This is a genomic window from Pseudarthrobacter sp. rb (assembly GCF_056389225.1).
Genome location: NZ_JBWJAR010000010.1, coordinates 126,863 through 150,434 on the forward strand (window position 1 = coordinate 126,863; position 23,572 = coordinate 150,434).

General features: G+C 66.0%; 20 protein-coding genes. 13 read left to right on the plus strand and 7 right to left on the minus strand.

Going from position 1 to position 23,572, the window contains the following annotated elements; all coding sequences use genetic code 11:
• Window positions 1–23: 23 nt before the first annotated feature.
• Window positions 24–1,112: a LacI family DNA-binding transcriptional regulator gene (locus ACWRN3_RS14715; RefSeq protein ID WP_476741111.1), complete on the minus strand. Its 1,089-nt coding sequence runs from the start codon at window positions 1,110–1,112 to the stop codon at window positions 24–26.
• A 275-nt stretch (window positions 1,113–1,387) separates the two neighbouring features.
• Between ACWRN3_RS14715 and menD the strand changes: the two genes are divergently transcribed.
• The gene (menD, locus tag ACWRN3_RS14720; RefSeq protein WP_476741112.1) at window positions 1,388–3,148 is read left to right on the plus strand and encodes a 2-succinyl-5-enolpyruvyl-6-hydroxy-3-cyclohexene-1-carboxylic-acid synthase; all 1,761 of its coding nucleotides are present in this window, start codon (window positions 1,388–1,390) and stop codon (window positions 3,146–3,148) included.
• A 99-nt stretch (window positions 3,149–3,247) separates the two neighbouring features.
• On the opposite strand, the gene ACWRN3_RS14725 is transcribed toward menD, so the two are convergent.
• The 4 genes from ACWRN3_RS14725 to ACWRN3_RS14740 form a co-directional block, all read right to left on the minus strand.
• Window positions 3,248–4,024 (minus strand): amino acid ABC transporter ATP-binding protein, encoded by a 777-nt coding sequence (locus ACWRN3_RS14725; protein WP_324642777.1) that lies wholly within the window; start codon window positions 4,022–4,024, stop codon window positions 3,248–3,250.
• Window positions 4,021–4,980, minus strand: a complete 960-nt coding sequence (locus tag ACWRN3_RS14730; RefSeq protein WP_255172974.1) for an amino acid ABC transporter permease — start codon at window positions 4,978–4,980, stop codon at window positions 4,021–4,023. Before ACWRN3_RS14730 ends, ACWRN3_RS14725 begins: the two co-directional genes overlap by 4 nt.
• Window positions 4,981–5,015: 35 nt before the next feature.
• The gene (locus ACWRN3_RS14735; protein ID WP_324642775.1) at window positions 5,016–5,969 is read right to left on the minus strand and encodes an ABC transporter substrate-binding protein; all 954 of its coding nucleotides are present in this window, start codon (window positions 5,967–5,969) and stop codon (window positions 5,016–5,018) included.
• Window positions 5,970–6,158: 189 nt separating this feature from the next.
• Window positions 6,159–7,559: an isochorismate synthase gene (locus tag ACWRN3_RS14740; RefSeq protein ID WP_476741113.1), complete on the minus strand. Its 1,401-nt coding sequence runs from the start codon at window positions 7,557–7,559 to the stop codon at window positions 6,159–6,161.
• Between the two features lie 114 nt (window positions 7,560–7,673).
• Between ACWRN3_RS14740 and ACWRN3_RS14745 the strand changes: the two genes are divergently transcribed.
• The 4 genes from ACWRN3_RS14745 to ACWRN3_RS14760 all read left to right on the plus strand — a co-directional run bounded on the left by ACWRN3_RS14745 (window position 7,674) and on the right by ACWRN3_RS14760 (window position 12,199).
• The gene (locus ACWRN3_RS14745; protein WP_255175632.1) at window positions 7,674–8,450 is read left to right on the plus strand and encodes a demethylmenaquinone methyltransferase; all 777 of its coding nucleotides are present in this window, start codon (window positions 7,674–7,676) and stop codon (window positions 8,448–8,450) included.
• A gap of 3 nt (window positions 8,451–8,453) precedes the next feature.
• Entirely contained in the window at window positions 8,454–9,785 is a 1,332-nt protein-coding gene (locus tag ACWRN3_RS14750; protein ID WP_476741114.1) for a geranylgeranyl reductase family protein, read from the plus strand.
• The gene (locus ACWRN3_RS14755) at window positions 9,782–10,882 is read left to right on the plus strand and encodes a polyprenyl synthetase family protein (RefSeq protein WP_255172970.1); all 1,101 of its coding nucleotides are present in this window, start codon (window positions 9,782–9,784) and stop codon (window positions 10,880–10,882) included. Before ACWRN3_RS14750 ends, ACWRN3_RS14755 begins: the two co-directional genes overlap by 4 nt.
• A gap of 465 nt (window positions 10,883–11,347) precedes the next feature.
• Complete coding sequence (locus ACWRN3_RS14760; RefSeq protein WP_476741115.1) at window positions 11,348–12,199, plus strand: DUF559 domain-containing protein; 852 nt, start codon at window positions 11,348–11,350, stop codon at window positions 12,197–12,199.
• Window positions 12,200–12,304: 105 nt separating this feature from the next.
• Here the strand turns inward: ACWRN3_RS14760 and ACWRN3_RS14765 are convergent, their stop codons facing one another.
• Window positions 12,305–12,733, minus strand: a complete 429-nt coding sequence (locus tag ACWRN3_RS14765) for a hypothetical protein (RefSeq protein WP_159631150.1) — start codon at window positions 12,731–12,733, stop codon at window positions 12,305–12,307.
• Window positions 12,734–12,784: 51 nt separating this feature from the next.
• A complete protein-coding gene (locus ACWRN3_RS14770) occupies window positions 12,785–13,438 on the minus strand; it encodes a trimeric intracellular cation channel family protein (protein WP_324642772.1) in 654 nt (217 codons plus the stop codon).
• 60 nt (window positions 13,439–13,498) lie between these two features.
• On the opposite strand from ACWRN3_RS14770, the gene ACWRN3_RS14775 reads away from it, so the two are divergent.
• The 8 genes from ACWRN3_RS14775 to ACWRN3_RS14810 all read left to right on the plus strand — a co-directional run bounded on the left by ACWRN3_RS14775 (window position 13,499) and on the right by ACWRN3_RS14810 (window position 23,451).
• The gene (locus tag ACWRN3_RS14775; RefSeq protein ID WP_476741116.1) at window positions 13,499–14,356 is read left to right on the plus strand and encodes a sirohydrochlorin chelatase; all 858 of its coding nucleotides are present in this window, start codon (window positions 13,499–13,501) and stop codon (window positions 14,354–14,356) included.
• Between the two features lie 54 nt (window positions 14,357–14,410).
• Window positions 14,411–16,156 (plus strand): nitrite/sulfite reductase, encoded by a 1,746-nt coding sequence (locus tag ACWRN3_RS14780; RefSeq protein WP_476741117.1) that lies wholly within the window; start codon window positions 14,411–14,413, stop codon window positions 16,154–16,156.
• Window positions 16,156–16,884: a phosphoadenylyl-sulfate reductase gene (locus ACWRN3_RS14785; protein ID WP_476741118.1), complete on the plus strand. Its 729-nt coding sequence runs from the start codon at window positions 16,156–16,158 to the stop codon at window positions 16,882–16,884. The genes ACWRN3_RS14780 and ACWRN3_RS14785 overlap by 1 nt, the downstream gene beginning before the upstream one ends.
• The gene (cysD, locus tag ACWRN3_RS14790) at window positions 16,881–17,825 is read left to right on the plus strand and encodes a sulfate adenylyltransferase subunit CysD (RefSeq protein WP_110541436.1); all 945 of its coding nucleotides are present in this window, start codon (window positions 16,881–16,883) and stop codon (window positions 17,823–17,825) included. The genes ACWRN3_RS14785 and cysD overlap by 4 nt, the downstream gene beginning before the upstream one ends.
• Window positions 17,825–19,231: a sulfate adenylyltransferase subunit 1 gene (locus ACWRN3_RS14795; protein WP_476741119.1), complete on the plus strand. Its 1,407-nt coding sequence runs from the start codon at window positions 17,825–17,827 to the stop codon at window positions 19,229–19,231. The genes cysD and ACWRN3_RS14795 overlap by 1 nt, the downstream gene beginning before the upstream one ends.
• A 210-nt stretch (window positions 19,232–19,441) precedes the next feature.
• Complete coding sequence (locus ACWRN3_RS14800; RefSeq protein WP_476741120.1) at window positions 19,442–20,224, plus strand: hypothetical protein; 783 nt, start codon at window positions 19,442–19,444, stop codon at window positions 20,222–20,224.
• A gap of 124 nt (window positions 20,225–20,348) precedes the next feature.
• Window positions 20,349–21,515, plus strand: a complete 1,167-nt coding sequence (locus tag ACWRN3_RS14805) for an RtcB family protein (protein WP_476741121.1) — start codon at window positions 20,349–20,351, stop codon at window positions 21,513–21,515.
• A gap of 355 nt (window positions 21,516–21,870) precedes the next feature.
• Window positions 21,871–23,451: a phytase gene (locus ACWRN3_RS14810; RefSeq protein WP_476741122.1), complete on the plus strand. Its 1,581-nt coding sequence runs from the start codon at window positions 21,871–21,873 to the stop codon at window positions 23,449–23,451.
• Window positions 23,452–23,572 lie beyond the last annotated feature (121 nt).

The following is a 23,572-nucleotide window of genomic DNA, read 5'->3' on the forward strand; positions in this document are numbered from 1 at the left end:
GTAGGTCCCGGCCGGCGGCGTGGTCAGCGTCCGGCCGGGACCGGGCCGGTGGATTCCCTGACCACCAGCCGGCAGGGAACCATCGTCTCCCTCGCGGTGCCGGAGACGGCGGCGGCAGCCGGGCCGCCGTCGTCGGACGTTCCCTCCGGTGCAGACCCCACCTCGGCGAGCAGTGACGCCATGGCTGCCGCCCCCATCTCCCGGAGCGGCAGGGCCATGGTGCTCAGCGCGGGGACCATGGCCTTCGCGATGCGGAATTCGTCGTCGTACCCCATGACGGACACATCCTGCGGGACGCTCAGGCCCAGGCGGTAGCAGGCCAGCACTACACCGATGGACAGACGGTCGTTGGCGCACAGGATGGCAGTGGGCCGGGCGGCCGGTTCCACGCCTTCGAGGAGTTTCATGGCACCGTGGAAACCGGCGTCGATGTCCCAGCCCACCTGGATGACGCGGTCCTCGTTGACGGGCATCCCCGCGCCGCTGAAGGCCGCACGGTAGCCCTCGATCCGGCGGGGCGCCGCGGGGGTCAGGGAGTCGCCGGCGAGGAATGCGATGTCCCGGTGGCCCAGGGACATCACGTGCTCTGCGGCTTCCCGGCCACCGCGCACTTCGTCAGGAATCACGGCCGGAAGCCCTGCCTCCGGACGGTCATCGAAGCAGTTGGCCAGGATCGACGGTACACGCGCCATGTTTGCGGGCACGTGCAGCGGCCGCAGGCCCACGGTCACGTACATCAGGCCATCCACCTGGCGGTCGAGCAGGGTTTCCACGGCGCTCTCATCGCGGGACTCGTCCAGCTCGGTGTCCATCACCACGGTCACGAAGCCGTGTTCCCGGGCCACCGCATCAGCGCCGGCAATGATGTTGCCGTCGAACGGGCTCGTGACCACCTGGTCGGACACGATGCCGATGACCCGCGATTGCTGGTTGCGCAGGCTCAGGGCGATCTTGTTGGGGGAGTAGTTGAGCGCTGCCGCCGCCTCCCGGATCCGTTGCTGGCTTTCGAGCGCAACGTTTCCGTCGCCGCGGCCGTTCAGCACCAGCGACACGGCACTGCGCGAAACGCCTGCCAGTTTGGCGACGTCGAGGGCGGTGGCCTTGCGCTTCATGGGCGGTCCTTCGCGTGCTGGAATCTCTTGCTTGGGTGAAGTTTACCTAACTCGTGTGAGCTTCCGCTCCCGTTCCGACGCCCCATCACCTCTAGCCCCCTTTCCGGGAACGCCCCATCACCTTTCGCCCCCTTCCCGGGAACGCCCCATCACCTCCCGGGGGCGCCGGGGCAGGAGGTGATGGGGCGTTTGACGATTCGGTGCAGGAGGTGATGGGGCGTATGGCGATTCGGGGCAGGAGGTGATGGGGCGTTGGAGGGTGGCAAACTGGGTTGGTGACTTCGTTGAACGAACCTGCCCCGGACACCCCCGGGCTGAGCAGCCCTGACGCCCCCGACGCTGAGCTGAGTGCGCTCGCTGCGGCGAGGATCGCCGTCGACGTCCTGCTCGACGGCGGCGTGCGGCACGTGGTGGTATCGCCGGGTTCGCGGTCGGCCCCCATGGCATACGCCCTCGCCGAAGCCTCCGCCGCGGGCCGGGTGGACCTGCTGGTCCGCATCGATGAGCGTTCCGCAGGCTTCACCGCGCTGGGCCTTGCCCTGTCCAGCGGCTCGCCCGCAGCCGTCCTCACCACGTCCGGAACCGCCGTCGGAAACCTGATGCCTGCGGTGATGGAAGCCAACCATGCCGCTGTCCCGCTGATCGTCCTTTCGGCAGACCGGCCCGGTGAGCTGCGCGGAACCGGGGCCAACCAGACCACGGTGCAGCCGGACCTCTTTGGCGAGCACGTCCGGTTCGCCGCCGATGTTCCCGCCGGCAGCAACCCCGAGCGGGCCATCCAGACCGGACTCTCCGCAGCAACCGGCGCATTCCCGGACCTTCCGCCGGGCCCGGTCCAGCTCAACCTCGCGTTCCGCGACCCGCTGGTTCCCGCCCCCGGGGACCGGCTGCCCGACGCCGTGGAGCGCCAGCGCTACCGGGTGGGATCCGAGCCCCTGGTCATGAACCTGCCGCCGGCGGCTGACACGCTGCCGGAACGGCGCACGGTGGTGCTGGCAGGGCACGACGCCGGCCCCGTGGCCGAAGCGTTCGCCCGCGCCCACAACCTGCCGCTGCTCGCCGAACCATCCTCCAACGCCCGCTTCGGCCCCAATGCCGTGGGCCCGTACCGGCTGCTGCTGGAGCACTTCAGGGCCGGTTCCGCGCAGCCCATCGAACGCGTGGTGTTGTTCGGCCGGCCCACGCTGTCCCGTCCGGTGGCCGCGCTGCTGGCCAGTGCCGACGTCGAATCTGCCCTGTACCAGCCTGTCCCGGTGGCCTGGTACGAGCCCGGGCGCCGCACCGAACTGCCGCTGGAAAACCTCGCGGACCTCGCCGGGTTCGCTGGCCGCGGCAGCTCCACCTGGCTGGACACGTGGCTGCTTGCCGGATCGGCCGCGCAGCACGCACTGGACCAGGTGGTGTCTGCCGACCCCGCTGCCACCGGCCCCTCGGTGGCCTCGCTGGTCTGGAAGCATTCGCGCGGCCAGCTGCTGCTCGGTTCCTCCAACGGCATCCGCGACGTGGACCTCGCCGGACTTCCCGCCGCGGATCCAGCCGCCACCGTGTACGCCAACCGGGGCCTGGCCGGCATCGACGGCACCATTTCCACCGCCACCGGCATCGCTTTGGGCGGCCGGCAGCAGACCACCGTCCTGCTGGGCGACGTGACCTTCCTGCACGACGCCGGTGGGCTCCTCCTCGGCGCCGGGGAAGAAGAGCCGGACCTGCGGATCGTGGTCCTGAACGACGCCGGCGGCGCCATCTTCAGCCTACTCGAGCACGGGGGAGTGGAGGAAGGCGGCCGCTACGGAGACGCCGTCGAGCGCCTCTTTGGCACCCCGCACTCGGTGGACATCGCGGCACTCGCGGCGGCGTACGGCGTCGGGCATTCCGTGGTCAGTACGACGGCGGGACTCGCCGAGGCGCTTGACCGGCCTGTGCAGGGACGCAGCATCGTGGAGGTCCGCACGGACCGCGGGGCGCTGCGCGAACTCCACGCCCGGATCAAGGAAGCAGTCTCCGCCGCCGTGGAGGCTGTGCTGTCGGGGCAGTAGCTGCCGACGCGCACAATCCGCTGTGACACGGAAATGCCCTGCCGCTACCGATATACCGGCAGCGACAGGGCATTTGCGTGTCGAAAGTGAGGAACCGCGTCAGAGCACGCGGCCCAGGAACTCCTTGGTGCGCGCATGCTGCGGGTTGGCGATGATCTCGCGGGGATCGCCCGACTCCACCACCACACCGCCGTCCATGAATGTCAGCGTGTCACCCACTTCACGGGCGAAGCCGATCTCGTGGGTCACCACGATCATGGTCATGCCGGACTTGGCCAGGTCCTTCATCACGTTCAGGACATCACCCACCAGCTCCGGGTCCAGTGCCGAGGTGGGTTCATCGAAGAGCATGAGCTCCGGCTCCATGGCCAGTGCCCGGGCGATGGCCACGCGCTGCTGCTGGCCGCCGGAAAGCTGGGATGGGTAGTGGCCGGCGCGGTCGCCCAGCCCCACCCGGTCCAGCAGTTCCAGTGCCCGCTTCTGGGCGGCAGCCTTGGACTGGCCCTTCACGTGCACCGGCGCTTCCATGACGTTCTGGAGCGCGGTCTTGTGCGGGAACAGGTTGAAGCGCTGGAACACCATCCCGATTTCACGGCGCTGGGCGGCGATCTCCTTGGTCTTGAGGTCATGGAGCCTGCCGTTGACCTCGCGGTAGCCGATCAGCTGGTCACCCACGGAGATCCGTCCGGCGCTGATGCTCTCCAGAAGGTTCACGCAGCGCAGCATGGTGGACTTGCCGGAACCAGACGGACCGATCACCACCGACACTTCGCCCTGGTTGACGGTCATGTCGATGCCCCGGAGTACATGGTGGTGCCCGTAGTACTTGTGGAGGCCCTCGATCTTGACCAGCGGCTTTTCTGCTGTGATCGTCATCGTGCACTCTCCTCGGGGAAGTCCGTCTTCATTGAGCGATGTGCATCAGCACCGGCGCCCGCGGCTTTGGCAGCTGCCGGGTTGACCGCTGCCGGGGCCGAATTGTCCACACCCCTGCCGTAGTACGCCTCAAGGTAGTGCTGCCCGACCATCAGGATGCTGGTGACCAGCAGGTACCAGAATGCCGCAACGATCAGGAGCGGGATAGGGAGGTAAATGCGGTTGGCCAGGGCGTTGGTGGCAAAGGTCAGGTCAAGGGTGAACGGGACGGCCAGGACCAGCGACGTGGTCTTCAGCATGCCAATCGTTTCGTTGCCCGTGGGCGGAACAATGATCCGCATGGCCTGCGGCAGGATGATCCGCCACATGATCTTGCCCTTGGACATGCCCAGCGCCTCGGCGGCTTCCTGCTGGCCCTTGTCCACGGACTTGAGGCCGGCCCGGAAAATCTCCGCGAGGTAGGCGGATTCGTTGAGGCCCAGGCCGAGGATCGCAGGGATCAGGCCTTTGCTGGGATCTGACAGCGCGTAGCTGAAGAGCTCCGGTCCAAACGGAATGCCCAGGGTAAAGGCCGGGTAGAGAACCGTCACCAGGCCCCAGAACACGAGCTGCGTGTAGACAGGCGTGCCACGGAAGAACCACACCCACACCCAGCTGGTCCAGCGGAACACCGGGTTGTCGGATTGCCGCATGACCGCCAGCAGGATGGCCAGGACAATGGCCAGCACCATGGAAGCAACCGTCAGCAGGAGGGTCCAGCCCACGCCCTGGACGACCTTCACATCCAGGATGTAGGTGCCCACAACGTCCCAGCGGAAGTTGGGGTTGGTGAACAGGCTCTGCAGGAATGCCGCCACCAGGAGAAGGATAATGACGGCGCTGACCCACCGGCCCGGGTGGCGCACCGGCACTGACTTGTTCAGGACCGGCGCGTCCCCGTGTTGATGGTGTTCCATGTGCACGCCTGACTTGTCGTCGGTAACGCGAAAACTCAAGACTTGACCGCCGGGTTGACCTCGGACTTGGTGATGGCGCCTTCAGAGTTGCCCCAGCCGTCCAGGATCTTCTTGTAGGAGCCGTCTTCCATCAGCTTGGTGACGGTCTTCTGGATGACCTCTGCCCAGGCGGTATCGGCCTTGGCCACGGCGATGCCCTGCGGAGCGGAGTCGTAGACGTCACCCAGCTTCTCCAGCTGGCCGTTGGTCTGGGTCAGGGCGTAGCCGATGATGGGGGAGTCGGCAGCCATGGCGTCGATGCTGCCGTTCACCAGGCGGGTGGTGACATCCGTCTGGTTCTTCAGGGTGACGATGTCGATGGGCTTCTTGCCGTCAGCAACGCACTTCTTGTTGCGGTCGGCCAAGTCCGGGTCCTCCTGGACGGTGCCGGTCTGCACACCGATGGACTTGCCGCACACGTCGTCCAGGGAGAACTTGTTGGGGTTGCCCTTCTTCACGGCCCAGGCAGTGCCTGCGTTGAAGTAGCTGACCATGTTCACTGCCCCCAGGCGCTCCGGGTTAATGGTGAACGAGGAGATGCCCAGATCGTACTTGGGGCCGAGGGCCGGGAGGATGCCGGTGAACTCTGCGGTCTGGACCTGGACCTTGAGTCCCAGGGTGGCGCCGATGGCCTTGGCGATGTCCACGTCGTAGCCGACAGGTGTCTGGCCGTCCGCACCGAGGAATTCGGCCGGGGCGTAGCTGGTGTCGGAGCCGACCGTGATGGTGCCCTTGGACTTGATGGCGTCCGGGACCATAGCGGCCAGGGCGTCGTCCTTCTTGACGGTGCTGGGATCAAAGCTGGCGCTGGCGCTGCCCGAAGAGGTGGCCGCGCTGGAGGGACCCGTTTCCGAGGCGTTGGTGCATGCTGAGAGGGCCAGGGCGCTGATGGCGATCATGGTGGCAGCGGTCAGCTTGGACGTGCCCAAGAGGGTACGGGGAGTCTGCATTTCTTACCTTTTGTTGCAGGGGCTATGAGGTACTAACGCGGCTTATAGTGTAACGCTCAACAAGAGAGGTACGTCACACGCAACTAAGTTTCACTATTGGATAACTGTAGCGGTGACAAAATCAAGCCTTCCAGAGCAGTAGTCGTCTGTCATCCCAGACTCCTTGCCCAGTTGGGGTGCGGAGGGCCCTCAGCTGCTGATGCCCAGGGACTCCAGCATCGGCCGGAACTTGGCCCAGGTCTCGGCCAGTTCGGCCTCCGGCTGCGAGCCGTCAACGATGCCACAGCCGGCATACAGCCGCACGGTCCCAGGGGACTCGATGACCGCCCCGCGCAGGGCGATGCCCCACTCGCCGTTGCCGGCTGCGTCCAGCCAGCCCACCGGCCCGGCGTACGGCCCGCGGTCCAGGTGCTCCAGCTTGCGGATCAGTTCACCGGCCACCAGTGTGGGCGTCCCGCAGACCGCGGCGGTGGGGTGCAGCGCGTTGATCAGGGCCAAACAGGTGGGCACGTGGCCTTCCACCTCGGTGAGCTCGGCCTTGACGTCGGAGGCCAGGTGCCAGACGTTGGGCAGTTCCAGGATGAAAGGTTCGTCATGGGCATTCATCGCCTCGGAGAAAGGTGCCAGCTGCTTGGTCAGCGACTGGATGGCGATCTCATGCTCATGCCGTTGCTTCTCGGAGCCGGCCAGGACGCGGGTGGCGTAGTCCATCGGCGGACCGTCCTCGCCGTGCGCGTCGCGGCGGTCCAGGGTGCCGGCCAGCACGCGGGCCTGGGCGGTGCGACCCTCCACCTGGATCAGCATCTCGGGTGTGGCCCCCACCAGGCCGTCCACGCCATAGGTCCAGCATTCGCGGTACCGTGCAGCCAGCTCCCGCAGCACGTCCGCGGCATGTACGCCGGAGGGAATAGTTGCCACGACGTCCCGTGCCAACACCAGCTTTTCCAGGGCGCCTGTGCGGATTTCGGCAACACCGGCGGCCACGGCCTCCATCCACGCTTCTTCGCTGAGGGAACCTGTGTGCAGCGTTGCGCCGGCAGCCAGCGGGAGGGGACGCACGACGGCGCCCCCCGCCTGGCCGGGCACGTCACCGACTGAAGCGTCCCCGGCTGAGTCCGCTGCCGGCGTCGTGCCTTCCGTGGCGGAGGCGGCGTGGGAACCGCCGTCCAGCCAGCGGTCCAGTGCGGCGAGGGCCGTCTCTTCGGTGAGCGGGCCGCCGTCGAACGTCAGCTGGGTAAGCCATGCCTGGTTGTCCCGCACGCCCACCACGATTTCCGGCACGATCAGCCGTGACCCGTGGGCTGACGCCTTGGAGAAAGCAAAGGAACCAAAAGCCACGGGACCGGTGCCTGGCAGCTCCACGGAATCCGCTACCTCAGCCTCCAGGACCAGGTGCCGCCACCAGATGTCCGCCTCAAGGAACCGGTCAGGGCCCGTGGAGGTGAACCGTGCAATCTCGCCAAAACCGGCCAGCCCGGCTTCGCGGCGGGTCCAGCAGAGGACATCGTCCCGGACCAGAAACGAAGGCAGTCCCCCGGGGAATGCTTTGCCATCCAGGGGGACCGTCAGGGTGCGGAACGTGCTCGTCATGATGAGACAACACTACTCCCGCGTACGCCGGGGCCTTCCCGGCGCCCGGACACCCTCCGAAGGAGCCCGGCATGGCTGGTCAGGACCGTCAGGAACATTTGAGACAATGTCATGGTGAACCGAGCATCCTTGGATAAGCGTCCGGACGAAGTAGCCACGATGTTTGACGACGTCGCACCGAAATACGACGTCGTCAACGATGTCCTCTCCATGGGGCAGACCCGCCGCTGGCGGAAGATCGTGGTGGACGCCATGGAAGTCTCCAAGGGCCAGCGGGTCCTGGACCTCGCGGCCGGAACCGGCACCTCCAGCGAACCGTATGCCGACGCCGGCATAGACGTTGTGGCCTGCGATTTCTCCCTGGGCATGCTCAAGGTGGGCAAGCGCCGCCGCCCTGACATCGACTTCATCGCCGGTGACGCCACCAACCTGCCGTTCGCCGACAACACGTTTGACGCCACCACCATCTCCTTCGGGCTGCGGAACGTGAACGAACCCAAGAAGGCGCTGCAGGAAATGCTGCGCGTCACCAAGCCCGGCGGCCGGCTGGTCATCGCCGAGTTCTCGCAGCCGGTGGTTCCGCTGTGGCGCACCATGTACACCGAATACCTCATGCGCGCCCTGCCGGCCATCGCCGTCAAGGTCGCCTCCAACCCGGACGCATACGTCTACCTCGCCGAATCCATCCGCGCCTGGCCCGACCAGGACCACCTGGCCGCATGGCTGCAGGAGAGCGGCTGGGAGAAGGTCACCTACCGCAACCTCACCGGCGGCATCGTGGCCGTGCACCGCGCGTTCAAGCCGGCTGATTCCTCGCCCGACGGCGCTGCTGCCGCCATCGCTGCGCACAAGGGCCCGGTGGCCAAGCTGCGCCGCAACACTGTCCGCTGACCTGTGAAGGTACTGATTGTCGGCGCCGGTCCGGCCGGATCCACCGCCGCGTACTACCTGGCCAAGGCCGGCCTCGAGGTCACAGTCCTGGAAAAGACCTCGTTTCCGCGCGAGAAGGTCTGCGGTGACGGGCTGACCCCGCGCGCCGTCCGCGAAATCCAGAAGCTCGGCCTGCCGCACCCGGAGAACGACGGCTGGCGCCGGAACAAGGGCCTGCGCCTGATCGCCGGCGGCCGCACCATCGAGCTGCCCTGGCCCGAGGTGTCCGACTTTCCGCAATACGGATTGATCCGCACGCGCCTGGGCTTCGACGAGGAACTGGCGCGGCACGCCGAGGCCGCCGGGGCCACCATCCTCGAGCGGCACAGCGTGACCGAAGCCCTCCGGGACGACGCCGGCCGGGTCACCGGTGTCCGCGCAGCGCTCCTGGACGCGTCGGGACGCAAGACGGGGGAGACGCGCGAGTTCAGTGCCGACGTCGTCCTCGCTGCCGACGGCAACTCCACGCGCACCGCCGTGTCCCTGGGGATCCAGAAGCGCGATGACCGCCCCCTGGGCGTCGCTGTCCGCACCTACTTCACCTCCCCGCGCACCGACGACGACTGGATGGAAGGCTGGCTGGAGCTCCCCGGCCGATACGGCAAGCTGTTGCCCGGCTACGGCTGGGTGTTCGGCGTCGGCGACGGCACGTCCAACGTGGGCCTGGGCATCCTGAACTCCTCCAAGGAGTTCGGCAAGCTCGACTACAAGCAGGTCCTCCGTGAATGGACCGCGGGGATGCCCGCCGACTGGGGCTTCACGCCGGAGAACCAGGTGGGCGAAATCCGCGGTGCCGCCCTGCCCATGGGGTTCAACCGCACCCCGCACTACTCGCCCGGCCTGCTCCTGCTGGGCGACGCCGGCGGCATGGTCTCGCCCTTCAACGGCGAGGGTATCTCCTACGCCATGGAGTCCGCGCGGTTCGCCGCCGAATTCATCATCGACGCCTCCTCACGCACGGCTGCTTCGGGCGGAACGTACGACGCCGATGCGCACCTTGCGCGGTACGCGGACTATGTGCGGAACCAGTGGGGATCGCACTTCACGCTTGGGCGGGCCTTCGCCGCGCTGATCGGGAAGCCGGCCGTCATGAAGCTCGCACTGCGCACCGGCATGCCCATCCCCGTGCTGATGCGGTTCGTGGTCCGGCTTCTGGCCAACCTCACAGACCCCGCCGCAAAGGGCTTCGAGGACCGGGTGATCCGCGTCCTGGAATCACTGGTTCCGGCCACATCCAATACCCCGTCAGCTCCGAACCAGCGGTATCCGCAACAAAAAGTTAGGGTTAACCCGTGACCAACTCCGCAGACCACAGCTGGACGCACGCCGGGCACGGCCTGCCGGACTCCGAACCCAGCCTCAACACCACCGCCATCGCCACGGGCCTCCAGCTGCCTGCAGGCTTTGCGGCCATCGCGGGGGACGCCGAGCTGGGCCCGGCCATCACCAACAACCTGGCCAAGGTGGAGAAGAAGCTCCGCGAAGCCATCGCCAACTCGGATCCCCTGGCTGACGCAACGTCGCGCCACCTGGTGGAAGCCGGCGGCAAGCGGATCCGTCCACTGCTGACCCTGCTGTGTGCCCACCTCGGTGACGCGTCCCTGCCCGCCGTGGTGCAGGCCGCCGTCGTGGTGGAACTGACGCACCTGGCAACCCTTTACCACGACGACGTCATGGACTCCGCGCCCTTCCGCCGCGGCGCTCCCACGGCTCACGAGGTGTGGGGCAACTCCGTCGCCGTCCTGACCGGTGACCTGATCTTTGCCCGTGCCTCGATCCTGGTCTCCGAGCTCGGCGGCCGCGCACTGGGCATCCAGGCGCGCACCTTTGAGCGGCTGTGCCTGGGCCAGCTGCACGAGACCGTCGGTCCGCGCCCGGACGAGGATCCGGTGGCGCACTACCTCTCCGTCATCGCCGACAAGACCGGATCGCTGGTTGCGGCCTCCGGCCAGTTCGGCGCCATCTTCTCCGGCGCCGACGAGGCCTACGAGGACGTCCTGGTGGAGTACGGCGAGAAGGTGGGCGTGGCCTTCCAGCTCGCCGATGACGTCATCGATGTCACCGGAGTGAAGGTCAAGTCCGGCAAGTCGCCGGGAACCGACCTGCGCGAAGGGGTACCCACCCTGCCGGTGCTGCTCCTGCGCAAGGCTGCCGCTGATGGCGACCAGTCCGCGGTCGACCTCCTGAAGCTGATCGACGGCGACCTGTCCTCGGACGAGGCGCTGGCTGCCGCCGTGGCCGGACTGCGCGAGCACCCTGTCACCGCCGAGTCCTGGGTGGTGGCGCGGCAATGGGCCAAGGAAGCCATTGAAGCGCTCGCTCCGCTGCCCGAGGGCGTGGTCAAGGAGTCACTGTCCAACTTCGCCCTGGCTGTGGTGGACCGCGCCAGCTGATTACTGTCCGTTAGGAGCCCGGGACCCTCTGGTTGATTTAGCCGCGAGGTGCCGGGCTTCTTCGTTGTGCCGGTCCGGCCGTGGCAGCCGGGCTTAACGGGATAGCCCCGGTCCTCAACAACCGAAGCTGCTGTGAACCGGGGCTATCTCTCCGTTCGCATCAGACCCGCCGGAGGCGTTTAGCGGATCCGTGAATAGCTTATGACAGATTTGTCATAACGCGCAAGTCCTCTGTAACTGTGTGTGTCAAAGAGTTTTCAGCCAGCTCCGCCGGCTGCCGTGGAAGAGTACTCGCTCAATTGCGTGATTTATAGCTGGACCGGCGGTTCCACACCCCTCAAGTACGCGGGACTGGATTCCTGCACAGCCAAAAAATCACGCAATCGCGTCAGCGACTGTGGGGCCGTTATTCACATGGCCAGAATCCTCTGCTTCGTCGAGGGCTGCGCACGGCCACGATGAGGGATGGACATCTGCGACTACCTGGCCAGGCGTGGGGGAGCAGCCCGCTCTCTCGAACTGCAAAGGGCCGGCTTCACGCGTACCCGTGTGGGACAGTCGGTGGCGCTGGGCCTCGTGATAAGAATCAGGCGCGGTGTCTATGCACTGCCGGGCGATGGACGGGTTGCAAGGGCTCTGACAGCCGGCGGGCGGCTCACGTGTTTGTCCGCCGCGCCCATCTACCAGCTGTGGACTCTGAACGACCCATCTGACCTGCACCTAAGCCGGAGTCACCCCACCCATACGTCCGGAGTCGTTGACCATGGCCGGCCCAAGCATTCGCGGCATCCCTGGCTGCCTGCGCTGGGGCTCGCGGATGTGCTTCTTCATGCGTTGCACTGCCTGCCGGAAATGGAGGCCCTGGTGATGGTGCAGTCGGCTGTGGGCGCCGGAGCCATTTCACTCGATTTCCTTTACGCGCGCTGCCAGGGACGCCGCAACGGGCGCGCCCGGTCGGTTTTGGACCTGGTGATTCCCCGCGCGGACTCCGTGCTGGAGGTACTCGCAAATGTCCATTTCGCGCGGGCCGGATTACGGGTTCGGCGGCATGTCTACATTGCCGGGGTTGGAGAGGTGGATTTCCTGGTCGAGGAGTGCCTGGTGGTGGAGACGGATGGCTCAACGCATTTCGAGCCGAAGTCCATCAAGCGGGACCAGCGGCGCAACAACCGGAGCATAGTTGGGGGCTACCTGGTGTTGCGCTACTACTATGAGGACGTTATCCACCGGCCCGAGGCCATGGTCGCGGAGGTTCAGGCGGTGCTGCGGGTGTGGCGGAGGCCGACGAACAGCGGGCTTGGCGACCTGTTTGCGTGACTTATGGGCTGTTAACCGGCGAGTGCCCCTGCAAACGCAGGGGCACAGCTCAAGGTCCGGTCCATAAGTGACGCATTTACGTCAACGGACGGCGGACGGGGAGGCTTACTCTTCCTCTTCGTCCTCGAACGCCCACTCGAACATGTCGAAGACGAACTCGGAGAAGGTGCCTTCCTCGGACTTCCACTGGCCGCGGGCATTGTTGCGGCGGTAGACGATGGGGTCCGGGACGCTGAGGTCGCCCACGCGGAAGCCCCAGGTGAACGCTTCCTCTTCGTCTTCGAGGAACATGAGGAAGCCTTCGTCGTCGACCTCGAGCTCTTCGGGGTCCCAGAAGTAGTGGTAGGCCTCCATGAGGTCCTCGCAGCCGCCCAGTGCAAGGTAGAACTCGCGCAGGACCAGGGGGATCTCGAATTGGTGCTCTGCGAGGGCCTTGTCCAGCTCCTCGGGCGTCAGGCCATCCGCTTCCTGCCATTCGTCCTCGAGATACTTTGGAACAAGCGCGCGGAACTTCTCGAGGAACATGTCAGTCATGCTCATATCCTAGCTAATCGCGGCGCTCCCAAAATGACATGGAAACCAACGTCACAGCCCTGAATCGCCTGCCCTCCGGTGCCACCCGCGGACGGCAAGCGGCGCCTGCCAGGAGCGCCGCCACGCCAGGATGCGGAACGTGAAGACCAGCGCCGCAATCCCGGCTGCTGTCAGCACGTTGAACACGCCAAGGACCCATAGCACTGCTGTCAGCGAGGACCCCACGAACGCGGGCAGCGCGTAAATGTCCTTTGGGTTGAACAGCTCGGGCACCTCGTTGGCCGTGATGTCCCGGAGCAGGCCGCCGCCCACCGCCGACGTCACCCCGAGCAGTACTGAGGCCACCGGGTTGAGACCGGTGGCCAGCGCCTTGATGGTGCCGGTCATGCAGAACAGGGCCAGGCCGGCGGCGTCGAACAGGGTCAACAGCGAGGTGTAGCGCTGGACGCTGGAGAACAGGAAGAACACCAGCACGGTGGCCAGCAGCGGTGGTGCCAGATACGCCGGGTTGGTGAAGGCCGCCGGAACTATGCCCAGGATGATGTCGCGGATGACGCCGCCGCCAAGCCCCACCAGGGAGGCCAGCAGCAGGGATCCCACAATGTCGATCTGCTTCCGTGCCGCCAGCAGCGAGCCCGATACCGCGAAGAAGAACACGCCCAGCAGGTCCAGCCACACCGGGGAGTTGTCAAAGGCGAATGTCATGGGGCGTCCCGGTATTTCAAAGAGGGCGGACAGGGCGGCTCCAACGTTACGCTAGCCCCTATGAACAGCCCCATCATGATCGCCTGTGCCCATGGGACGTCCAACACACAGGGGGCCGCGGAGGTCAACGCCCTGCGCGCCGCCATCGCGGAACTGCGCCCGGGCCTCGATGTCCGGGAAGCCTATGTGGACGTCCAGCAGCCGGATCTGGTGGATGTGGTGGCGGGCCTGCCGGAGGGGGAAGCTGCGGTGGTGGTGCCGCTCCTGCTGAGCGTTGGATACCACGTGAAGGTTGACATCGCCCGGGCCGTGAAGAGCCGGCCGGGCAGTGCCGCCGCAGCGCCGCTTGGCCCCGACCAGCGACTCGCGGCCCTGCTGGACCAGCGGCTCCGCGAGGCCGGCACCACCGACAATGACGTCATCGTCCTGGCCGCTGCGGGCTCATCCAACCCCAACGCCGCCGTGAGCGTCGAGGAGTTGCTGGGCCAGCTCCGGGCCTTGCGGTCCAACCGGATGGTGGCCGCCTACGGTGCCTCCGCCCAGCCTTCAGTGCCCGACGCCGTCGCCATGCTCCGCGAAGAGCTCGCCGGGGGTGCCGGGGCGGGGGAGTCCGCCGGAGCGGTCGACGTCGGCGGCCGGGTGGTGATTGCCTCGTATCTCCTGGCGCCGGGCTTCTTCCACGACCAGCTGGCGAAGGCGGGTGCCGACGTCGTGACCCGGCCCCTACTGCCGTCCCCGACACTCGCGGAGATCGCGCTCGACAGGTACGACGCCGCCGTCGCGGCCATTGACGGAACTCCCGCGGAAGCACCCGCGGCGGCCTCCGCCGAAGCCCCGGACAAGGCTCCCGCCGATGCACAGCAGGATGGGTTCTTCAAGGCCCTCCAGCGTTTCGTGACGAAATATTTCCCTAGGTGACTTAGCGTTTCCGGGCCTTTGTGACGGTATTCGGCGCCGCCCTACAGTCGATGCATGACTGATACAGCTCTAGCCGGAGCGTCGGCGGACCCCGCTGCCCCCAAGCGCCCCGCCCGCCCGTCCCGCCCCGCTGCGAAGCCGCATGGCCAGTGGAAAGTGGACGGCAAGACGCCGCTGAACGCCAACGAAACCTGGAAGCAGGAAGACGACGGCCTGAACGTCCGCGAGCGTATCGAGACCATCTACGCCAAGGAAGGCTTCGACGCCATCCCCGGCCAGGACCTGCACGGCCGTTTCCGCTGGTGGGGCCTGTACACCCAGCGCAAGCAGGGGATCGACGGCGGCAAGACCGCCACCTTGGAGCCGCACGAGCTCGAAGACAAGTACTTCATGCTGCGCGTGCGCATCGATGGCGGCGCCCTCACCACCGAGCAGCTGCGCGTCATCGGCCAGATCTCCGTGGACTTCGCCCGGGACTCCGCCGACCTCACCGACCGCCAGAACATCCAGCTGCACTGGATCCGGGTCGAAGACATCCCGGAGATCTGGAACCGACTGGAGTCCGTGGGCCTGTCCACCACCGAAGCCTGCGGCGACGTGCCCCGCGTCATCCTGGGCTCGCCCGTGGCCGGGATCGCCAAGGACGAAATCATCGACCCCACCCCGCTCATCGCCGAGCTGGGGGAGCGGTTCATCGGCAACCCGCTGCTGTCCAACCTGCCCCGCAAGTACAAGACCGCTATCACCGGCCACCCCAGCCAGGATGTGGTCCATGAGATCAACGACTGCGCGTTCGTGGGCATCGAACACCCGGAACTCGGCGCCGGCTACGACCTCTGGGTTGGCGGCGCGCTGTCCACCAACCCCATGCTGGGCAAGCGCCTCGGTGCGTTCGTGAAGCCGGACCAGGCCGCAGACGTGTGGCTGGGCGTCACCAGCATCTTCCGCGACTACGGCTACCGCCGCATGCGCACCAAGGCCCGCCTGAAGTTCCTGCTGGCCGACTGGGGCCCGGAGAAGTTCCGCCAGATCCTCGAGGACGAATACCTGGGCTACAAGCTGGCCGACGGCCCCGCCGCGCCCAAGCCCGCCACCCCGGGCGACCACGTGGGCGTGCACGAGCAGAAGGACGGCAAGTTCTTCATCGGTGCCACCCCGATCGCCGGCCGCCTTTCCGGGTCCGGCCTGGTCAAACTCGCGGACACCCTGGAGTCCCGCGGCTCCTACCGGCTGCGCACCACCCCGCACCAGAAAATCGTGGTCCTCGATGTGGAAAAGGACCAAGTGGAGCCGCTCATCGCCGAACTGGACGGTCTGGGCCTGTCCGCCCGCCCGTCCGTCTTCCGGCGCGGCACCATTGCCTGCACCGGCATCGAGTACTGCAAGCTGGCCATCGTAGAGACCAAGTACACGGCCGCTACCGCCGTCGCCGAACTCGAGCGCCGCCTGGCAGACCTCGCCGGCTCGGGCCAGCTGCCGCAGGCACTGTCGCTGCACATCAACGGCTGCCCCAACTCTTGCGCCCGCATCCAGACGGCGGACATCGGCCTGAAGGGCATGATGCTGCCAACGCCCGACGGCGACCCCTCCCCGGGTTTCCAGGTCCACCTGGGCGGCGGGCTGGCCAACAACGACCGCGAGGAAGCCGGGCTGGGACGCACCGTCCGCGGCCTGAAGGTCTACGTCAACGACCTGCCCGACTACGTGGAGCGCGTCGTCCGGCGGTTCGTGGCCGACCGCGCCGAAGGCCAGACCTTCGCCGAATGGGCCCACGCAGCAGACGAGGAGGCACTGCAGTAATGGCAAAGCATCTCGCACCCGCACCCGCCAAGCGCCCTGTCGAAGAGCTCAAGGCCATTGCAGAAGCCGGCGCCGCTGAGCTCGGCTGGGAGGCCCCCGCCCGCGACGTGATCGCCTGGGTGGAGCGCAACTTCGACCTGCCCGCCGTCGCCGTCGCCTGCTCCATGGCCGACGCCGTCCTGCCGGCCCTGGTCGCTGACCAGATGCCCGGCGTCGACGTCCTGTTCCTGGAGACCGGCTACCACTTCCCGGAAACCTACGCTACGCGCGACGAGGTTGCCGCGAACCTCCGCGTCAACGTGGTGGACGTCCTCCCCGAGACCACCGTGGAACAGCAGGACCGGCTCCTGGGCAAGGACCTCTTCGCCCGGGACGCTGCCCAGTGCTGCGCCCTGCGCAAAGTGGCGCCGCTGCAGCGCACGCTCGCCGGCTACGAACTGTGGTTCACCGGCGTCCGCCGCGACGAAGCCCCCACCCGCACCAACACGCCGCTGGTCACCTGGGACGAAAAGAACGGCCTGGTCAAGGTCAACCCCATGGCAGCGTGGACGTTCGACCAGTTGGTCCAGTACTCGGACGACAACCTTTTGCCCGTCAACCCGCTGCTTTCCCAGGGTTACCCCTCCATTGGCTGCCAGCCCTGCACCCGCAAGGTGGCGCCCGGCGAAGATCCCCGAGCCGGCCGCTGGGCAGGATCCGACAAGACAGAATGCGGACTACACGTATGAGCACTTCACTTACCGAGGAGACCCAGGTGACCGAGGCCGGCGTCTCAACCCGACTGTCCAGCCTGGACACCCTTGAGTCCGAGGCCATCCACATCATCCGCGAGGTTGTCGCCGAGTTCGAGAAGCCTGCGCTGCTGTTCTCCGGCGGCAAGGACTCCGTGGTGATGCTGCACCTGGCCACCAAGGCGTTCTGGCCCGGCAAGGTGCCGTTCCCCGTGCTGCACGTGGACACCGGGCACAACTTCCCGGAGGTCATCGACTTCCGCGACCGGACCGTTGAGCGGCTGGGCCTGAAGCTTGTCGTCGGTTCCGTGCAGGAGTTCATCGACCGCGGCGAATTGGCCGAGCGTGCCGACGGAACCCGCAACCCGCTGCAGACCGTGCCGCTGCTGGACGCCATCCAGCAGAACAAATTCGACGCCGTCTTCGGTGGCGGCCGCCGCGACGAGGACAAGGCCCGCGCCAAGGAGCGCATCCTGAGCCTTCGCGACGAGTTCGGCCAGTGGGACCCCCGCAACCAGCGCCCCGAGCTGTGGAACCTCTATAACGGCCGCCACACCGTGGGCCAGCACGTCCGTGCGTTCCCCATCAGCAACTGGACCGAACTGGACATCTGGCGCTACATCGAGCGCGAGAACATCGAACTGCCCGGCCTGTACTACGCCCACGAACGCGAAGTCTTCGCCCGCGACGGCATGTGGCGCGCAGTGGGCGAAGTGTCCCAGCCGCGCCCCGATGAGGAAGTTATCACCAAGACCGTCCGCTACCGCACCGTAGGGGACATGTCCTGCACCGGTGCCGTGGAGTCCAACGCGTACACGGTGTCCGACGTCGTGGTCGAAGTCGCCGCCTCCACCCTGACCGAACGTGGCGCCACCCGCGCAGATGACCGCATCTCCGAGGCCGCCATGGAAGACCGCAAGAAGGACGGGTACTTCTAATGACCACCGAAGCAGTTCTCCCGGCGGACCTGGAAACGGCCCTGCCCACCACCCTCTTCCGCTTTGCCACGGCAGGATCGGTCGACGACGGAAAGTCCACTTTGGTGGGCCGCCTCCTGCACGATTCGAAGGCAATCCTGGCTGACCAGCTCGACGCCGTGGCCCGTACCTCCGCGGACCGCGGGTTCGGCGGCGACAAGGGCGGCATCGACCTGGCCCTGCTGACTGACGGCCTGCGTGCAGAGCGCGAACAGGGCATCACCATCGACGTGGCCTACCGCTACTTCGCCACCGACCAGCGCAGCTTCATCCTGGCCGACTGCCCCGGGCACGTCCAGTACACCAAGAACACGGTGACGGGCGCGTCCACTGCGGATGCCGTCGTCGTCCTCATTGACGCCCGCAAGGGTGTCCTGGAGCAGACCCGCCGGCACCTGTCCGTGCTGCAGCTGCTGCGTGTGGCCCACGTGATCGTGGCCGTGAACAAGATCGACCTGGTGGACTTCAGCGATTCGGTGTTCCGCGACATCGAAGCCGACGTGCAGCAGGTGGGCCGGGAACTGGGCCTGGGCTCCGACGGAATCAGCGACCTGCTGGTGATCCCCGTCTCCGCACTCGACGGCGACAACGTGGTGGAGCGCTCTGAGCGCACCCCGTGGTACACCGGCCCCGCGCTGCTGGAGGTCCTCGAAACCCTCCCCGCCGCCGATGAGCTCGAGAGCCACCTGGAAAGCTTCCGCTTCCCCGTGCAGCTGGTCATCCGGCCGCAGGGCGCGCTGGCTCCCGACGCCGTCGCCGCCGGGCTGGATGTAGAGGCCTACCGCGACTACCGCGCGTATGCCGGCCAGATCACGGAAGGTTCGGTGAAGGTGGGTGACCAGGTGTCCGTGCTGACGCCGGGCCAGTCGCCGCGGACCACTACCGTGGTGGGCATCGACTTCGCCGGCTCCTCCCTGCAGGAAGCCGCCGCCCCGCAGTCCGTGGCCATCCGGCTGGCGGACGAGTTCGACGTCGCCCGCGGTGACACCATCGCCGCCGCCGGCACGGTCCGCGAAGCCTCCGCCGACCTCTACGCCGCCCTGTGCTGGCTGTCCCCGAAGCCGCTCCGCGAGGGCCAGAAGGTCCTGGTCAAGCACGGCACCCGCACCGTCCAGGCGATGGTCCGCAGCGTCTCCGGCAAGCTGGACCTGGCCACCTTCAAGCTCGAAGGTGCCTCCAGCCTGGAGCTTAACGACATCGGGCACGCGCAGCTCCGCCTCGCCGCCCCGTTGCCGTTGGAGAACTACCTGCACCACCGCCGCACCGGCGCGTTCCTGGTGATCGATCCGCTCGACGGCAACACCCTGGCCGCGGGCCTGGTCAAGGACCACCCGGGCGACCACGAGGACGAGCGCTACAGCATCTAGGTCCGCCCACATCGCTGGAACCCTGCGGGGCCGCCGGATCGGTACGGCGGCCCCGCAGTGTTTCCGGCGATTTCGAGGGCCTGCGGTTACCCGCACGTTTACCACAAAGGCTGCCCCTGAACCTTTCGTGGCCGCAGGCGGCATGGGAAGCTCAGGCATTGCTTCATTGCCTGCGACTGCAGGCCATGGCCGGTTACGTTAGGAGGCAGAATGCCAGCCAACCAGGAGTGGTACGCAAGGGGGAGCGAGCTCGTCAGGAGGGACTCGCGCGAATGGAACATTGCGCGCCGCCGGGCGCGGTTGCTGGTACTACTGCCCATCATCGTGTCCGTCGCTGTGGCGGCGACTGTTCCCTTCAAGGAGTTCTACCTCTGGCTTGTCGACGAGGACCACCCGATCGAGTGGCTCCAGTTTGCGTTCCTTGTCGCTGCGGTGGTTTTCCTGGCACTGCTCAGCGTCCGCCTGCTGCGGAGACGGCAAGTGGGCATGGCATTGCTTTACGGCGTGGTGGCACTTGGCGTTGTGTTCCTCGCTGGCGAGGAGATTTCGTGGGGCCAGCGCATCTTCGGGTGGGGCACCCCCGAAGAGCTGCAAGAGGTCAACCGCCAGGGTGAGACAAATCTGCACAACCTCCGGGGGGTGCAGGTACTGGTCCCGTATGCCATGCTCATGGCAAGCATGTATGGAACATGCGTTCCGCTTTGGGCGGCGTTCCGCAAACGGTTGAAGCACTCCACATACAGCCATCTGCTTGTTCCCCCGCTCTGCCTCGTGCCGGCCTTTGGGTTGGCTGCGGCTTACCGCCTCTTCCGGTTGGTAATTTGGCCTACCCCCACCTTCGTCATCTCCGAGTACGGCGAGGTCATGGAATTGACCTTGTACTTTGGGCTGGCGATGTTCTGCTGGTTCAACCTGCGCAACATGTCCCAGCCGCGGCCGCGGCTGGGACTGGGTGTCCAGGATCAACGCCAGCCAGCGCACCGCAGGGTGTAAAGCACCTTCCCGCACCAAGCCGTTTCCCTAACCGTGGCTTGTTCGCGCAGCATGGCCTTCAGGGCTGTGTTTCACGAACAAGCCGCGGTTTTGCCGTCTCGTATGGTTGTGGGAGGAGGCGGCAATGGAAACCATCAGCCCGAAGCTTCTCAACTGGGCGTCCATCCTGGATGACAAAACCCGCGCGCAGGCCGTGATGACGGCGGCCCTGCCGTTCATCTACCCCCACCTGGCGCTGATGCCGGACGCGCACCTGGGCAAGGGAGCCACCGTGGGATCCGTCATCCCCACCCTGCGCGCCATCATCCCGGCGGCCGTAGGCGTGGACATCGGCTGCGGCATGATCGCGGTGCGCACCCAGTACTCCGTGAAGGACCTGCCGAAGGACCGGAAGCGCCTCCGGGAGGACATCGAGCGGATCATCCCGCTGTCCGCCGGGCACAACAACAGGAGCGTCCTGCCCACGGCGGAGCCGCGGATCGCCGAGCTCAACCGGCGGGCCGCGAAAGCCGGGTTCAACCCCGCCCAATACGTTCCCAAGTGGGAGCTGCAGCTGGGGTCTCTGGGCTCCGGGAACCACTTCATCGAAATCTCCGCAGACGAGGACGACGGCGTGTGGCTCTTCCTGCATTCGGGCTCGCGGGGCGTCGGCAACAGGATCGCCCAGCACCACATCGGGGTGGCCCAGCACGTGAGCCGCAAGAACCAGATCTACCTGCCGGATCCTGACCTGGCGTACCTGGACGAGGGCACGCCGCAGTTTGAGCGCTATATCGCAGAACTCCGGTGGGCCCAGCACTTCGCTCTGCTGAACCGGGAGGAAATGATGGACCGGGTGGCTGCCCAGTTCAGCCGCTGGGTGGGAGGCAAGGTGCGCGAGCTTGAGCGGATCAACTGCCACCACAACTTCACAGAGCAGGAGTCGCACTACGGCAAGCCGGTCTGGGTGTCCCGCAAGGGTGCCATCAAAGCCGCGCACGGCGATCCCGGATTGATCCCCGGATCCATGGGGACGGCGTCGTATGTGGTGGAAGGCCGGGGCAACCCGGCGTCGCTGAACTCGTCCCCGCACGGGGCAGGGCGGGAATACTCACGCAACGCAGCCCGCAAGGCCTTCACCCTGGAGGAACTGAAGCGGGCCATGAAGGGCATTGAGTTCCGGGCTTCGGAAGCCTTCATCGACGAGATCCCGGCCGCGTACAAGCCGATCGACCAGGTCATGCAGGACGCCGCGGACTTGGTGACGGTGCGGCACAAGCTGCGGCAGTTGGTCAACGTCAAAGGCAACTGAAAGACCGCTCTACCCTATTTACAGGACGGGGGTTCCAGACAGGATCTATCTCTTGACCCGTGTTTTGGGCAGGGGAATAATCCAGAAAAAGCGGCTCAAAACTTAGTGCCGCGGGTTTTTGCCACACCGCTTTTCAACCGCCGTTCCAGCATTCATGAGCCACCACCAGTTGCGACTTCGGGTCGCATGGCAGATACAACCAATCCCCAGGGCCGGTGTGCTGGTTCGGCGGGCTCCCCTCCAGGGAGAAGTCAAGATGTGGAAATTCAGGGCTATAGCAGCCTCTTTATCTGTCCTGGCATTGATGGTCCTGGCCTCATTGTTGGGAGTCGGCGGTATCCTGTCCGCAACTGCGGTGAGCAGCACACTCACCGTGACAGCCGCTGCTGACACGTACCTTTCCACGGCTTCGCCGGACACCAATTTTGGTACTGCCACCACATTGGCAGTTTCCGGAACCCAGTATCACGTCTTGCTCCGCTTCAACGTATCCATCCCCGCTGGCGGAACCATCACTGCTGCCAACTTGCGGGTCTACTCCAAACGGACCCTTAACGGCAGCGTGGTTGTCCATCCCGGCGAAGCTTCTTGGGATGAAGCAACTGTGTCCTACGCGACCCGGCCCCTCTGGCACCCGGAAGAACTTGCACGCACTGCAGCATTGCGGTCAAACAAATATGCGACGGCGGCACTGCCGGTGTCGTCAGTTCCAGCTTCGGGCAGCGTAGGTTTTGAGCTCACCATGGCCCCGGACGTACAGGGCTCCCTGTCGTCGCGCGAGACGTCCAACCCTCCTCAACTGGTCATCACCTTTTCGACTGCCTCCCCTTCCGCGACGGCTACTCCGACCAGCTCGCCTAGCCCGACCGCTACTCCGACGGTGACAGCGACAGCGTCGCCGAGCCCCACAGCTACGGCCACGGGAACGGCTTCGCCAAGCCCTACAGCTACTTCGACTCCATCGTCGCCCTTAGGCGTTCTGCCGAGCGCCGAAACCGTCGGTTTCTCCGGCTCGGGTGATGTCTCGGATGACTCTGCCATATGGGTCAATGACCAGGCGCCTAACAGCAGTGCGGTCATTGCCGACAACAAAGCCAGTTCGGGCGGTGGCATCGGAGTCTTCGGGATGGACGGAAAGCTGATTCAGTACCGCAATGACGGCATGATCGGAAACGTGGATTTGCGTACCGGCTTCTCCCTCGGCGGAAGGTCCGTTGTCCTCGTCGGGGCCAACAACCGGACAAACAACACTCTCGTTCTGTACACGTTGGACACCACAGCCAGGACTCTCTCGCCAGTGGCAGCGCGTTCAATTGCAACAGTGTCGCCCAATTACGGCTTCTGCATGTATCACAGCAGTCTGAGTGGAAAGTTCTACGGTTTTGTGACGCCATACTCGTCAGGGACTGCGCAGGAGTTTGAACTGAAGGACAACGGCGCGGGCCTTGTGGCCGCGGCCCTTGTCCGCACCATCGCTATCGCCAGCACGACCGAGAGCTGCGTTGCTGACGATGAACTCGGATACGTCTATTTCGGTGAGGAAGATGTCGCCATCTGGAAGTACGGTGCTGAACCGGGTGCCGGGGAATCCCGGGTGGCCGTTGACACAGCAGGTGGTGGCCACCTGGTGGCCGACATTGAGGGCATGAGCATCGAATATGGTTCCAGTGGGGCTGGGCATTTGTTTGTGTCCAGTCAGGGCGACTCGACGATCTGCGCATACGACAGGGCTGGCAGTAACGCCTTCGTGAAGAAGTTCTCGGTTGCGGCAAACGGCACGATAGACGCGGTGACGGGAACGGACGGAGTGGACGTGACCAGCAAGAGCGCAGGCACTCTCTTTCCGCGCGGCCTTCTGGTGGTACATGACGACGTCAACACGGATGGGACAACATCAAACCTCAAATATGTTCCGTTGGACCACGTCTTTCCCTAGGAGACTGCTGAACTAATCGGCGGATGTGGGGCGCGTCGACTGGACTGGTGGGTCTGGTGGTTAAGACTTGTCATATGCAGGGACGCGAGGACGCGCAGTGCGGGTATTTGGATGTGGAGGC